13 protein-coding genes and 3 riboswitches are annotated in these 13,415 nt (G+C 56.2%); all 13 genes read left to right on the top strand.

The window, feature by feature from the left end; genetic code table 11:
* The first annotated feature begins 25 nt into the window (after positions 1-25).
* The 13 genes from EDM60_RS05280 to purU all read left to right on the top strand — a co-directional run bounded on the left by EDM60_RS05280 (position 26) and on the right by purU (position 13,372).
* On the top strand, positions 26-1,135 hold the full coding sequence (locus tag EDM60_RS05280; protein ID WP_122963008.1) for a mandelate racemase/muconate lactonizing enzyme family protein: 1,110 nt from the start codon (positions 26-28) through the stop codon (positions 1,133-1,135).
* Positions 1,136-1,241: 106 nt separating this feature from the next.
* Positions 1,242-1,658 carry a VOC family protein gene (locus EDM60_RS05285; RefSeq protein WP_122963009.1) on the top strand — a complete coding sequence of 139 codons (417 nt, stop codon included), beginning with the start codon at positions 1,242-1,244 and terminating at the stop codon, positions 1,656-1,658.
* A 189-nt stretch (positions 1,659-1,847) separates the two neighbouring features.
* A riboswitch (glycine riboswitch) is annotated at positions 1,848-1,952 on the top strand.
* Between the two features lie 229 nt (positions 1,953-2,181).
* The gene (locus tag EDM60_RS05290) at positions 2,182-2,520 is read left to right on the top strand and encodes an iron-sulfur cluster biosynthesis family protein (protein ID WP_167470236.1); all 339 of its coding nucleotides are present in this window, start codon (positions 2,182-2,184) and stop codon (positions 2,518-2,520) included.
* A gap of 129 nt (positions 2,521-2,649) precedes the next feature.
* Complete coding sequence (gene lpdA, locus EDM60_RS05295) at positions 2,650-4,062, top strand: dihydrolipoyl dehydrogenase (RefSeq protein WP_122963011.1); 1,413 nt, start codon at positions 2,650-2,652, stop codon at positions 4,060-4,062.
* Positions 4,063-4,076: 14 nt separating this feature from the next.
* Positions 4,077-4,180: riboswitch (glycine riboswitch) on the top strand.
* Positions 4,181-4,182: 2 nt separating this feature from the next.
* A riboswitch (glycine riboswitch) is annotated at positions 4,183-4,263 on the top strand.
* Between the two features lie 103 nt (positions 4,264-4,366).
* Entirely contained in the window at positions 4,367-5,620 is a 1,254-nt protein-coding gene (gene glyA / locus EDM60_RS05300) for a serine hydroxymethyltransferase (protein WP_122963012.1), read from the top strand.
* 15 nt (positions 5,621-5,635) lie between these two features.
* Complete coding sequence (locus EDM60_RS05305; protein WP_122963013.1) at positions 5,636-6,154, top strand: serine dehydratase beta chain; 519 nt, start codon at positions 5,636-5,638, stop codon at positions 6,152-6,154.
* 1 nt (position 6,155) lies between these two features.
* Positions 6,156-7,028, top strand: a complete 873-nt coding sequence (gene sdaAA / locus EDM60_RS05310; protein WP_122963014.1) for an L-serine ammonia-lyase, iron-sulfur-dependent, subunit alpha — start codon at positions 6,156-6,158, stop codon at positions 7,026-7,028.
* Positions 7,029-7,048: 20 nt separating this feature from the next.
* Positions 7,049-8,164, top strand: a complete 1,116-nt coding sequence (gcvT, locus tag EDM60_RS05315) for a glycine cleavage system aminomethyltransferase GcvT (RefSeq protein WP_122963015.1) — start codon at positions 7,049-7,051, stop codon at positions 8,162-8,164.
* 53 nt (positions 8,165-8,217) lie between these two features.
* On the top strand, positions 8,218-8,607 hold the full coding sequence (gcvH, locus tag EDM60_RS05320; protein WP_122963016.1) for a glycine cleavage system protein GcvH: 390 nt from the start codon (positions 8,218-8,220) through the stop codon (positions 8,605-8,607).
* A 23-nt stretch (positions 8,608-8,630) separates the two neighbouring features.
* On the top strand, positions 8,631-9,965 hold the full coding sequence (gene gcvPA, locus EDM60_RS05325) for an aminomethyl-transferring glycine dehydrogenase subunit GcvPA (protein ID WP_217365621.1): 1,335 nt from the start codon (positions 8,631-8,633) through the stop codon (positions 9,963-9,965).
* A gap of 25 nt (positions 9,966-9,990) precedes the next feature.
* On the top strand, positions 9,991-11,475 hold the full coding sequence (gene gcvPB, locus EDM60_RS05330; RefSeq protein ID WP_233454054.1) for an aminomethyl-transferring glycine dehydrogenase subunit GcvPB: 1,485 nt from the start codon (positions 9,991-9,993) through the stop codon (positions 11,473-11,475).
* Positions 11,456-12,334, top strand: coding sequence for a lipoyl synthase (lipA, locus tag EDM60_RS05335; RefSeq protein WP_122963019.1), 879 nt, complete (start codon positions 11,456-11,458; stop codon positions 12,332-12,334). Before gcvPB ends, lipA begins: the two co-directional genes overlap by 20 nt.
* Positions 12,335-12,496: 162 nt before the next feature.
* Positions 12,497-13,372 carry a formyltetrahydrofolate deformylase gene (gene purU / locus EDM60_RS05340; protein ID WP_122963020.1) on the top strand — a complete coding sequence of 292 codons (876 nt, stop codon included), beginning with the start codon at positions 12,497-12,499 and terminating at the stop codon, positions 13,370-13,372.
* Positions 13,373-13,415: the final 43 nt, after the last annotated feature.

The following is a 13,415-nucleotide window of genomic DNA, read 5'->3' on the forward strand; positions in this document are numbered from 1 at the left end:
TGTGTGAGCAATGGAGGGTTTCCTGTTGAAAATTGTTGCGATTGAAGTATTTGCGACCGAGCTGCCTTTGGTGCGGCCGTTTATCGTGGCCTACGATGCGTTTCACAAGCTTCCGAGCATCATTGTCAAAATGACGACGGACACGGGGCTTGTCGGTTACGGCGAAGGCATGCCCGACCCGCACGTGACGGGCGAGACATTTTCCAGCACGTACGAAATGCTGGTGAAAGACATTGCGCCGCTCGTCCTCGGGGCTAACCCGTTTGATATTGAAAAAGTTCACCGAATCATGGGGCAGGCTGTCTATTACGCGCCATCTGCAAAAGCGGCCATCGATATCGCCTGCTACGATCTCATGGGCAAAGCCGCGGGACAGCCTGTCTACAATTTGCTTGGCGGAAAAGCGCACGACTTTTTGACGGTGCCTTATGTTGTGAGCATTTTGCCGCCGGAAGAAATGGCTCGCCAGGCGGCGCAAGCTTTGCAAGACGGATATTCGAGCATCAAGATCAAGGTCGGCGGCGATCCGGCTGTCGATGTCAAACGGATTCGCGCCGTCCGCGAGGCAATTGGCCCGGACGTCCAGCTGCGCGTGGACGCGAACCAGGGCTGGCGCAATGTGGCGACAACGATGCGCGTGTTGAAGCAAGTAGAGGACTGCCAGCTCGACTGGATTGAGCAGCCTGTTTTGGCGGACGATCTGATCGGTTTGGCAGAGGTTCGCCAAAAAACGTTCATTCCGGTCATGGTCGACGAAGGCTTGCACGGCGACAAAGAAATGCGGGAAGTCATCGTCCGCCAGGCAGCCGATTTGATCAACATCAAGCTGATGAAGTGCGGCGGCCTGTATCCGGCGCTCAAGCTGGTCGCGCAGGCAGAGATGGCGGGGATGGGATGTCAGGTTGGCTCGATGGTCGAATCAGCCGTGGCCACCGCCGCCGGGGCGCATCTGTCTTTGGCAAAAGGGATGATCTTTTCCAACGAAATGGTGGGGCCGCTCATGTTCTCCCGCGACTTCGGACAGCTTCGCTACGAGCAGGATCGCTTGCTGCTCGCAGATCGTCCGGGGCTTGGCGTGGAAGTCGATGAGGCTGTTGTGCGCGAGTTGAGTGTTTTTGCGGCGGAGGTTTCTTAGGAGGGGCGAATCAGTTGGCGTAATTAGCAATCCATAAGAAGCATCGTATCCCAAGAGATGGTACGATTTAATCAATCACAACACTTATCGAAAAGAGGGATACGCAATGGCACTGCAATCAAAACAAATTTTTGTCAATTTGCCCGTGAAAGATTTGAACAAGTCGATTGATTTTTTTACAGCGCTGGGCTATGAGTTCAACCCGCAATTTACGGATCAAAATGCCGCTTGCCTGGTGATTGGCGAAAATATTTACGCGATGCTCTTGGTGGAGGAGTTTTTCCAATCGTTCACGAACAAGCCCGTGACGGATACGGCCCAGAGCACCGAGGTCATCGTGGCGCTGTCAGCCGAGAGCCGGGAGCAAGTCGACGAGATCGTAAACAAAGCGCACGAAGCAGGGGCCAAGCCGGCTAAAGACCCGGTAGACCACGGCTTCATGTACAGCTGGAGCTTTATCGATCTGGACGGACATTTGTGGGAATACGTGTACATGGATGAGGCTGCGATTTCGCAACAGTAAAAAATAGGGTGGATCAACAGGCCAAAAGCAGGCGTTACCGCTTTTGGCCTGTTCGCGATGCCAGTCGTCATGGCGGCCCGCCGCAAATCGAATAAGGTTACCTGAATAATAATTTTTTTCAGAATTGACATCGGCAGAAGGAGTGTGATTTACTAATGTCAATGTTAGCCAACAAGTGAATAGCGGCGGATGATGATTGTAGGAGAGACTAAACGACGCGTTTAGCACCGAAGGAGCAAGTCCCATAAAACCCTTGGGATTAATCTCTCAGGTACCAGATACTACAATCGGACGCACCTCTGGAGAGCGCTGCACAAGCCACCCAAGGGGAATACTTCGGAACCGATTGATTGCCGAAGTTAAACTCTCAGGTAAAAAGGACAGAGGAAAGGTAGAGTATTCGTCACTCTATCTTTCCTCTGTCCTTTTTTGCTGAATGAAACGTCGCGTCGAGTTGCACAAAAGCGGGCGCAGACGCTTGCATTTCGGCCAAACGAAACGGATACGAGTGAAAGGTGGCGCGATGGGAAAGGAGCAGGCGATCACGAAAATGGAGCTTACGATCAAGAAAGCGGCTCAAGCAGAGCTGAAAAAACTGAATTTTCCGCAGGATACCGCGCTCAGGATTGACGTGGTGATCTCCGGCGACTGCGGTTGCGGATTTTTTGTCCAGCTCGGAGTAGATGAGTTGCGCAAAAACGACACGCTCGTGTACGAAAACGGGATTCCGGTCTGCATGGATCGGTTGACCAAACGGCATCTCGGGGATGTGCTTACCCTGGACTACGACCCTTTCCTGGGCTTCGCCTTGTCCAGCCCGGAAGAAGCTTTTGCGGATCGGCTCGCTGTTCGTCGCGGTTGACAACGGAAACAGGCAGAACAGCACGAGCAGCAGTTGGCCGACTGCAAGCAGGCGCAGGCGCCTCTTCCTGCGGGGTAAAACCGCGGGAGACGCCTTACACAGAAAAAGAAAAACAGGTGGAGAGAACAAATGACAACGAACGGAACAGTAGAGCAGGTGGATGTTCTCGTGATCGGAGCGGGGCCGGGGGGCTACGTAGCCGCGATCCGGGCGGCTCAGCTCGGCAAGCAGGTCGCGATTGTGGAAAAAGATACGGTCGGCGGCGTATGTTTGAACCGCGGCTGCATTCCTTCCAAGGCGCTGATCTCGGCGGCGCATCAATACGAAGCGATGACGCAATCCGCGAGCATCGGCTTGCAGGCAGCAGAAGTGAGCGTCGATTTCGCCAAGGTCCAGGCATGGAAGCGCAGCGTGGTCGACAAATTGACCGGAGGCGTAAGCTCGCTGCTCAAAGGCAACAAGATCAAAAGAATCAGCGGGGAAGCGCGGCTAGTCGGCGAGCAGCTGGTTGAGGTGAAAAATGGCGACGACTGCATACAGGTGCAATTCCGGCAAGCGATTCTCGCGACAGGCTCGCGTCCGATCGAATTGAAAGCCTTTCCATTCGCGGGCCGCATTCTTTCCTCGACAGAACTGCTGGCGCTTGAAGAATTGCCGAAAAGCTTGCTGGTCATTGGCGGCGGGTATATCGGGATCGAGCTGGGGCAGACATTTGCCAAGCTGGGCACGAAGGTGACGATTTTGGAAGGCTCGGACTCGATCTTGCCCGGCTTTGAAAAAGAGCTGTCGCGTCTGGTGGCGAGGAAGCTGAAAAAGCTCGGCGTGGAAGTGCACACCGAAGCGCTGGCCAAAGGGGCGGAACAAACAGCCGAACAGGTCAGCGTCACCTATGCGGAAAAAGGCGAAGAGCGTCAGGCGACCGCCGACTATGTGCTCGTTACGGTTGGCAGACGGCCGAACATCGAGGGGCTGGGATTGGAAAAGCTCGCTGTCAAGCTGACAGAGCGCGGCTTCATCCAGATCGACCAACAGTGCCAAACGAGCATTCCGCACCTGTATGCGATCGGCGATCTGGTGGAAGGCCCGGCTCTTGCCCACAAAGCGTCGTACGAAGGCAAAATCGCGGCGGAAGCCATCGCTGGCAAAGACAGCAAGCTCACCGACAAAAAGATTCCCGCTGTCGTGTTCTCCGATCCGGAGATTGCCAGTGTGGGACTGACCGAGTCGGAAGCCAAAGAGCGCGGACACGAGGTGGCAGTTGGCAAGTTCCCTTATGCCGCGAATGGGCGGGCACTGTCTCTGAACGTCGGGGAAGGCTTCGTGAAGCTCGTGGGCGACAAGGAGACGGGGCTGCTGCTGGGAGCGCAGATTATCGGGCCGGAAGCGTCCAATCTGATCGGCGAGGTTGCCCTGGCGATTGAAAAAGGGCATACGCTGACAGATATTGCCGAGACGATCCACGCCCATCCGAGCCTGGGAGAAATCATCATGGAAGCGGCAGAAGGAGCGCTCGGGCACGGCATTCATCAACTGAACAAATAACTGCATATCGGCGGATGATGATCGTGGGAGAGACTGGCCGCACTGGCTGGCACCGAAGGAGCAAGTCCCAAAAACCCTTGGGATTAATCTCTCAGGTAAAGAGTACCACGATTGGACGCACCTCTGGAGAGCGCTGCACAAGCCACCCAAGGGGAAAGCTTCGCGAACCGAAGCCAAACTCTCAGGTAAAAAGGACAGAGGAAAGGTAGATTTTTTCCGAAAAAGGAGTCTATCTTTCCATTGTCCTTTTTTCGCGTTCGTACGCTTGGGAAAGGTAGCGAGCAAAAGTTGAAACGGGGGAGATATCGTGAGTTTGCAGGAGCGCGATCAAGAAATTTTTGCGGCGATGGAAGACGAGCGGCAGCGGCAGCATCAAACATTGGAGCTGATTGCTTCCGAGAACTTCGTCAGCGAAGAAGTGATGCAGGCGATGGGGTCCGTACTGACTAACAAATACGCGGAGGGCTACCCGGGAAAACGGTACTACGGGGGCTGCGAGCATGTCGATGTCGTCGAGCGTTTGGCGATCGAACGGGTGAGCAGCTTGTTTGGCGCAACGTACGCGAACGTGCAGCCGCACTCCGGGGCGCAGGCGAATACGGCCGTCTTTTTCTCCCTGCTTTCGCCCGGCGATACGATCATGGGGATGAATTTGTCCCACGGCGGGCATTTGACGCACGGCAGCCCTGTCAGCCTGTCGGGAAAATGGTTCAATGTCGTCGCTTACGGCGTGCGCGAAGATACGCACCGGATCGACTATGAAGAAGTCGAGGCTGTTGCATTGCGCGAACGGCCGAAGCTGCTGATTGCCGGAGCGAGCGCTTATCCGCGCCAGATCGATTTCGCCCGGTTCAAGGAAATCGCGGACAAAGTCGGAGCCAAGCTGATGGTGGACATGGCGCACATCGCCGGACTGGTCGCCGCAGGCTTGCATCCTTCGCCCGTTCCACACGCAGATGTCACGACGAGTACGACGCACAAAACATTGCGCGGCCCGCGCGGCGGCATCATCCTGACGAACGACGAAGAAATTTTCAAAGGGATCAACAAAGCCATTTTCCCGGGCATCCAGGGCGGGCCGCTCATGCATGTGATCGCCGCCAAGGCAGTGTCCTTCAAAGAAGCGTTGCAGCCGAGCTTCGTCACCTACGCGCAGCAAGTGGTGAAAAACGCCGCGGCATTGGCGGAGACGCTGAAAAGCGAAGGGGCGACGCTCGTGTCCGGGGGAACGGATAACCATCTGGTCTTGCTCGATGTGCGGCCGTGGGATTTGACAGGCAAAGAAGCGGAGCATCTGCTGGAGGCGGCAGGCATTACGGTGAACAAAAACACGATTCCGTACGATACGGCAAGTCCGTTTGTGACGAGCGGCGTGCGAATCGGCACGGCTGCGATTACGACCCGCGGCATGAAGGAAGCGGATATGGAGACGATTGGCCGGGCGATTGCCGCTGTGCTCAAAGAAAAGGGCAGCGAAGCGACGACCGCCAGGGTGAAAAGCGAAATTCGCGGGCTGTGCGAATCGTATCCGCTGTATCAACAGCTCGCAGTGAGGTAAGCAGGAGGAGCGACGATGGTATACAACAGCTGCTTTGATATTATCGGGCCGATCATGGTTGGCCCTTCCAGCTCGCATACAGCGGGAGTCGTCACGATCGGAAAATTCGTCCGCGATTTTCTCGGCGGCGAAATCGAGTCAGCGACGATTGTGTTTTACGACTCTTTTTCGGAAACGTACAAAGGGCACGGGACAGACAAGGCAGTGGTCGGCGGCTTGCTCGGGATGGACACGGATGACAGCCGGATACGCGTAGCGCTGGAGCTGGCAGCGGCGAAAGGGCTGCAGGTCGTATTCGAAAAGCGGGGCGACTGCCCGTACTACGATCATCCCAATACCGTCATGATCCAGGCCCGCACAGCACGCGATATCGCCGTCATCGGCGGCGTCTCGCTCGGCGGCGGCATCTCGAAAGTGTTTTACGTGAACGAGTTCGCTGTCGATATTCCGTTGAACGCGCCGTACGATCTGGATGACTTGCGCAACAAGCTTTGGCACAATACACGCTGCGAGGCTGCGGTAGGGGGAGCATAGCATGGACTTTACTTCAATGACAGAGCTGCTCGCTCTCTGTGAATCGACCAACAGGAGCATAGCAGAAGTGATGGTGGCCCGCGAGAGCGCGAAAAGCGGGCGGTCGGAGCAGGAGATTGTGGAAACGATGAAGCTGCGGCTCGTCCGGATGAAAGAGGCGATCGATCAGGGAGTGTCCGATCAGTCCCTCGCCCCAAGCGGCATCTCGGGCGGCGATGCCTACAAGCTGGAGCGCTACCTGGAAAAAGGGGAGCAGCTGACAGGGCCGATTGTCGGGGATGCGATGAAGTTCGCTTTTGCCACCTCGGAAATGAACGCCCGCATGGGAATCATCGTCGCGACGCCAACAGCGGGCTCGGCAGGAATCTTGCCCGGCTGCCTGTTTTCGCTGCACGAAAATCAAAAATATACGTTTGAGCATCTGGTGATGGGGCTGTTCACGGCAAGCGCCATCGGCTATGTGATCGCCAACCGCGCGTTTATTTCGGGTGCTGCGGGAGGCTGCCAGGCAGAAGTTGGATCTGCAACAGCGATGGCTGCTGCCGCGCTCGTCGAGATCAAGCAAGGGACGCCGCGCCAGGCGGTTCATGCGGCTGCCATCGCCTTGAAATCGTTGCTCGGGCTTGTCTGCGATCCGGTTGCAGGCTTGGTGGAAGTGCCGTGCATCAAGCGCAACGTGATCGGTTCTTCCATCGCCTTTTCCGCAGCCGATATCGCGCTGGCTGGCATCGAAAGCCAGATTCCGTGCGATGAAGTGATCGGAGCGATGTACGAGATCGGAAAAAAAATGCCCCGCGCCTACCGCGAGACGGCTCTCGGCGGACTTGCCGTGACGCCAACCGGAGAGGCGGTCAAAGAGAGAATCATGAAATGAAGACGAAGGGATGAGGCTGGATGCAAGCTCAAGCTTTGAAACGAACGCCGCTCTACCCGCTCTACGCCCAGCACGGCGCCAAGGTAATCGACTTTGGCGGCTGGGAGTTGCCTGTGCAGTTCAGCAGTATTATCGAAGAGCATCACACGGTACGGACGAAGGCAGGACTGTTCGATGTGTCCCATATGGGTGAGGTCATGATTGAAGGCCCTGACGCCAGCGCGTTTGTCCAGTCGCTGATTACGAACGACGTGACGACGCTGCAAACGAATCAGGCGCTGTACGCGGCGATGTGCTACCCGGATGGCGGCACAGTGGACGATCTGCTTGTCTACAAGCAGGGCGAGCAAAAATTTTTGCTGGTGATCAACGCGTCCAACATCGACAAAGACGTAGACTGGATCGTCTCGCATGCCAAAGGCGAGGTCACGGTCGAAAATGTGAGCGAGGCGACGGCTCAACTGGCGATTCAAGGCCCGCTTGCCGAGCAGGTGCTGCAACGGTTGACCGCAACTGACCTGTCGCAAATCCGCTATTTCTGGTTCCAGCAAGACGTGGATGTCGCGGGCATCAAGGCGCTCGTATCGCGCACAGGCTACACCGGAGAAGACGGCTTCGAGCTGTACGTGTCTGCGGCAGATGCGCCTTCTCTCTGGGAAAAAATTTTGGCGGAGGGCAAAGCAGACGGCGTGCTGCCGTGCGGACTGGGCGCGCGGGACACGCTGCGTTTTGAAGCAAGACTGCCTCTGTACGGGCAAGAGCTGGGGGCCGACATCACGCCGCTTGAAGCCGGGATCGGCTTTGCCGTGAAGCTGCAAAAGGAACAGGACTTCATCGGCAAAGAGGCGCTGCAAAAGCAAAAAGCAGCAGGCGTGCCGCGCAAGCTCGTCGGCGTCGAACTGATCGGCAGAGGGATTCCGCGCACAGGCTATCCTGTGTTTGCGCAAGAAGCAGGGGAGCAGGATGAGCCGATCGGCTACATCACCTCTGGCACGCAATCCCCGACATTGAAGAAAAACTTGGGGCTGGCGCTGATCCGCGCAGAGTACGCGGCTGTAGACACGCCGCTTGCTGTGGAGATTCGCGGAAAGCGGGTCGAGGCGGTAACGGTCAAATCCCCTTTTTACAAGCGCTAAAAAATCAGGAAACGGATGAATCCGAATACGAACGAGTCAAAGGAGATCAGGACATGAGCAAAGTCGTCAAAGGTTGGTTGTACAGCAGGGAACACGAATGGGTCGAGGTGCTGAGCGAAACGAGAGTGCGCGTGGGAATCACCGATTTTGCGCAAAACCAGCTCGGGGATCTCGTATTTGTAGAGCTGCCGCAAGTGGGTGCCGAAGTTGTCGCGAATCAAAGCATGGGCTCGGTCGAGTCGGTCAAAGCGGTATCGGACCTGTTTTCGCCAGTGAGCGGCAAAGTGGTGGAAGTGAACAGCGAGCTGGAAGACAGCCCGGAAGTCATCAACAGCGATGCGTACAGCGGCGGCTGGATGATCGTCGTGGAAATCAGCAATCCGGATGAACTGTCCGAGCTGCTTTCTGCGGAACAATATGCAGATTTTGTCTTGGAGGGATAAGTGTGAACTATCGATACTTGCCAATGACAACGGAAGACAAGCAAGAGATGCTGTCGTTTCTCGGTCTGTCTAGCGTAGAGGAACTGTTTGCGGACATCCCGGAAGCGATCCGCTTTCAAGGCAGTCTGCAAATCCCGATTGCGCTGTCCGAGCCGGAAACTGTGCGGCATTTTACCAAGCTGGCGAGACAAAATGTCGACAGCAGCGAATACGCCTATTTTCTCGGAGCGGGCATCTACGACCATTACATTCCCAGCACCGTGAACCACGTGATTTCCCGTTCGGAGTTTTACACGGCTTACACGCCGTACCAGCCGGAAATCAGTCAGGGAGAGCTTCAGGCGATTTTTGAATTTCAGACGATGATTTGCGAGCTGACCGGGATGGAAGTAGCGAACTCGTCGATGTACGACGGGCCGACGGCGTTGGCGGAAGCGGCGAATCTGGCTGTCGGCGGCGTTGCCGGAAAAAATGTCATCGTGTCGAAAGCGGTACATCCGGAAGCGCGTGAAATTCTCGGGGTCAATGCCAAGGCTCAAGGCTATGAAGTGATCGAGATTGGCTGCAAGGGCGGCGTGACCGACCTGGAAGCGTTGGAGCAAGCGGTAAACGAACAGACGGCAGCGGTCATGGTGCAGTACCCGAACTTTTTCGGGGCAGTCGAAGATTTGGCTTCGCTTGAGAAAATCGCGCATCAGCACAAGTCGCTGTTTGTCGTCAGTGCCAACCCGCTGGCCCTCGGTGTGTTGCAGCCGCCGGGAGCGTACAACGCCGATATCGTCGTCGGCGAAGCGCAGCCTTTTGGCATCCCGATGCAGCTTGGCGGGCCATCTTGCGGTTATTTTGCCGTCAAGGAAAAGCTCATGCGCAAAATCCCGGGAAGAATCGTCGGCCAGACCGTTGACCAGGAAGGACGCCGCGGATTCGTGCTTACGCTGCAAGCGCGCGAGCAGCACATTCGCCGGGAGAAGGCGACGTCCAATATTTGCTCGAACCAGGCGCTGAACGCTCTGGCTGCCTCTGTCGCCATGACCGCCCTCGGCAAACGCGGCGTGCAGGAAATGGCCCGGCTGAACGTGCAAAAGACCCAGTATGCGCTGCGCGAGCTGGCGAAGCTGGACAATTGCCAGCTCGTTTACCACAGCCCTGTTTTCAACGAATTTGTGCTCAAGGTGCCGAAAAGCGTAGGCGAAGTCAACCGCGAGCTGTTGAGGAAAAAGATCGTCGGGGGCTACGACCTCGGGCGGGATTATCCTGAGCTGGCCAACCACATGCTTTTGGCTGTGACGGAAGCACGCACGAAAGAAGAGATCGACGCACTTGTCCAAGGATTGGGGGAGATTGGCCGTGCAAACTAACAAGGAAAAAGAGCTGATTTTCGAAATGAGCAAGCCGGGTCGCGTCGCTTACAGCCTGCCTGAGAGCGATGTGCCAGAGGTGGAGCTGGACGCAGTTTTCCCCGCACAGTATTTGCGCAAGCAGCCTGCGGAGCTGCCGGAAGTTTCCGAGCTGGACTTGATGCGTCACTACACCGGGCTGTCCAACCGCAACCACGGGATCGACTCCGGCTTTTATCCGCTCGGTTCATGCACGATGAAGTACAATCCGAAAATCAATGAAGATGTCGTTCGCTACCCCGGCTTTGCCAAAATTCATCCGTACCAGGCGGAGGAAACGATGCAGGGCGCATTGCGGGTATTGTACGACCTGCAAGCGGAGCTTTCGGAAATTACCGGGATGGATGCGGTCAGCTTGCAGCCTGCGGCGGGAGCACAGGGCGAATGGGCGGCGCTGATGATGATTCGCGCTTACCACGAGAGCCGCGGGGAAAAACGGACGAAAGTGATCGTGCCTGACACGGCGCACGGGACGAATCCGGCGAGCGCGGCAGTCGCTGGCTTGGAGACGGTCACGATTTCTTCTGATGAACAGGGAAACGTCAATCTGGAGGAGCTGCGCAAAGTCGTGGGAGCAGACACGGCTGCACTGATGCTGACGAATCCGAGCACGCTCGGCTTGTTTGAGGAAAGCATCCAGGAGATTGCCGAGATCGTCCACGAGGCGGGCGGCTTGCTGTACTACGATGGAGCGAATGCGAACGCGATCATGGGCATCGCTCGCCCGGGAGACATGGGCTTTGACGTGGTGCATCTGAACTTGCACAAGACGTTTACCGGGCCGCATGGCGGCGGCGGTCCAGGCGCTGGCCCAATCGGCTGCAAAAAAGAGCTGGTGCCGTTTTTGCCGCGTCCGCAGGTGGTCAAGGAGGGCGACACGTATCGCCTCGACTACGATATTCCGCAATCGATCGGACGGGTCAAAGCGTTTTACGGCAACTTCGGGATTTTGCTGCGCTCGTTCGTCTACATTCGCGCCAACGGGCCGGAAGGGTTGCTGCGCGTCTCCCAGGAAGCCGTGTTGAATGCGAACTACATGATGCGCAAGCTGGCGCCGTACTACGATCTTCCTTACGACCGCATTTGCAAGCATGAATTTGTCCTGTCCGGGCGCAAACAAAAGAAATTGGGCGTGCGCACGCTGGACATTGCCAAACGTCTGCTTGATTTCGGCTATCACCCGCCGACGATTTACTTCCCGCTGATCGTGGATGAGTGCATGATGATCGAGCCGACCGAGACGGAGTCGAAAGAGACGCTGGATCAGTTCATCGACGCCATGATTGCGATTGCGAAAGAAGTGGAGGAAAATCCGACGATTGTGCAGGAAGCTCCGCACACGACGATTGTCTCGCGTCTGGATGAGGTGACGGCGGCGCGCAAGCCCGTATTGCGCTATCGGAAGCCGGCAGAGGAAAACGCTGTGCGGAAAGCAGAGGGGAGCCAAGCCAATGAAGGTGCCCTCGTCTGAGCGAAAACCGGAATGGCTGAAAATCAAGCTGCATACGAATGAGCAGATGAAAGAGCTGAAAGCGATCATGCGCGGCGGCAACCTGCACACCGTATGCGAGGAAGCGAAATGCCCGAACATCTACGAATGCTGGAGCAACCGCACGGCAACGTTCATGATTTTGGGCAGCATCTGCACGCGCGCCTGCCGCTTTTGCGCCGTGAAAACGGGCCTGCCAACCGAGCTTGACCAGGAAGAGCCGCAAAAGGTAGCGATTGCGACAGCGAAAATGGGCCTGAAGCATGTGGTCGTCACCTCGGTTGCGCGCGATGATCTGCGCGACGGCGGAGCTTCGATTTTCGCGGAGACGATCCGGGCGATTCGCGAGCGCAATCCGCTGACAGGCATCGAAGTATTGATTCCCGACTTCGGCGGATCGGAGGAGGCGCTGGCGACGGTCTTGGCCGAGAAGCCGGACATATTGAACCACAACATCGAGACAGTCGAGCGCCTGTCGGATCGGGTGCGGGCGAGAGCGAAATATCCGCGTTCCTTGACGCTTTTGCAAAATGCGAAAAAGCTTCGGCCCGGGCAGAAAACAAAGTCCAGCATCATGCTTGGCGTAGGGGAAACGGACGAGGAAATCGTGCAGACGATGCACGACTTGCGCGCCGTCAACTGCGATATTATGACGCTCGGGCAGTATTTGCAGCCGACGAAAAAGCATTTGCCCGTCCTGAAATACTACACGCCGGATGAGTTTCGCGAATTTAAGGAACTGGGAATGCAGCTGGGCTTTGCCCATGTGGAATCAGGGCCGCTCGTCCGCAGCTCCTACCATGCGCATGAGCAGGTGGCGCAAGCGACGATTGCCAAATAAACGCGACTCCCGCGCCTGTTGCTTTGACAGGGCGGGAGCTTGCTTGTTTGTTTGTTTGTTTGTTTGTCCATGCCATGAAAGCTGATCGCAGGTTTTCCAACGGTTTTGGACAGTCTATGTCTATGAAGAGGGAAAAGCATCCAGAATGGGAGGAACATACATATGAACCACGAGCCTGCAAAAAATGAGAACCGCGCCGTCCTCTTGATTTCTTGCCCGGAGAGATTGGGCATCATCTCTGCCGTTTCCAATCTGCTGCTCAGCTACAAAGCGAACATCGTTCAGTTCGACCAACACACGACAGACCCGCGCGACGGGATGTTTTTCATGCGCATTTTGTTTGACCTCGACTCTCTGCCAACGGCATTTTCACAGTTGGAGCAGGACTTGGCCAAAATGGCCGAGGATTACCCGATGGACTGGCGGCTCAGCAAGGAAAGCCAAAGAAAGCGCATGGCGATTTTCGTCTCCAAAATGGATCATTGCCTTGTCGAGCTGCTCTGGCGAGTCAAATCGCAGGAAATTCTCGTCGATATTCCTATGGTCATCAGCAATCATCCGGATGCGAAAGAGACGGTGGAAGCGTACGGCATTCCGTTCCATCACATATCGCTTGCGACCCAGAGCAAGGAAGAGGCAGAGCGCAAGGCGCTTGAGCTGTTGCAGGGCAATGTCGACTTCATCGTTTTGGCCCGGTACATGCAGATTTTGTCTCCGCGCTTTATTACCCATTTTCCCAATCAGATTATCAACATTCACCATTCCTTCCTGCCCGCCTTTATCGGGGCGAATCCGTACAAGCGCGCCTTCATGCGCGGGGTGAAGCTGATCGGGGCAACGGCGCACTACGTCACGAACGATCTGGATGAAGGCCCGATCATCGAACAAGACGTGATTCGCGTCAACCATCGCTATACGGAAGAAGATTTGAAAGTGGCAGGCCGCCACGTCGAGCGAAACGTTTTGGCCCAGGCGATCTCCTGGCACGTGGAGGACAAAGTCATCGTGTACGGCAACAAGACGATCGTGTTTGCCTAAAAAATATTTGCTTATTTTTCAGGCTTTGTTACGCTTGCCCTAT

It is taken from the genome of Brevibacillus parabrevis, from assembly GCF_003710905.1.
GTDB lineage: Bacteria > Bacillota > Bacilli > Brevibacillales > Brevibacillaceae > Brevibacillus > Brevibacillus parabrevis.

Bases quoted from the DNA above. Each gene is read 5' to 3' on its own strand.
- EDM60_RS05285 (WP_122963009.1), top strand. From the start codon at position 1,242: ATGGCACTGCAATCAAAACAAATTTTTGTCAATTTGCCCGTGAAAGAT.
- EDM60_RS05290 (WP_167470236.1), top strand. From the start codon at position 2,182: ATGGGAAAGGAGCAGGCGATCACGAAAATGGAGCTTACGATCAAGAAA.
- lpdA (WP_122963011.1), top strand. From the start codon at position 2,650: ATGACAACGAACGGAACAGTAGAGCAGGTGGATGTTCTCGTGATCGGA.
- EDM60_RS05305 (WP_122963013.1), top strand. From the start codon at position 5,636: ATGGTATACAACAGCTGCTTTGATATTATCGGGCCGATCATGGTTGGC.
- sdaAA (WP_122963014.1), top strand. From the start codon at position 6,156: ATGGACTTTACTTCAATGACAGAGCTGCTCGCTCTCTGTGAATCGACC.
- gcvT (WP_122963015.1), top strand. From the start codon at position 7,049: ATGCAAGCTCAAGCTTTGAAACGAACGCCGCTCTACCCGCTCTACGCC.
- gcvH (WP_122963016.1), top strand. From the start codon at position 8,218: ATGAGCAAAGTCGTCAAAGGTTGGTTGTACAGCAGGGAACACGAATGG.
- gcvPA (WP_217365621.1), top strand. From the start codon at position 8,631: ATGACAACGGAAGACAAGCAAGAGATGCTGTCGTTTCTCGGTCTGTCT.
- gcvPB (WP_233454054.1), top strand. From the start codon at position 9,991: ATGAGCAAGCCGGGTCGCGTCGCTTACAGCCTGCCTGAGAGCGATGTG.
- lipA (WP_122963019.1), top strand. From the start codon at position 11,456: ATGAAGGTGCCCTCGTCTGAGCGAAAACCGGAATGGCTGAAAATCAAG.
- purU (WP_122963020.1), top strand. From the start codon at position 12,497: ATGAACCACGAGCCTGCAAAAAATGAGAACCGCGCCGTCCTCTTGATT.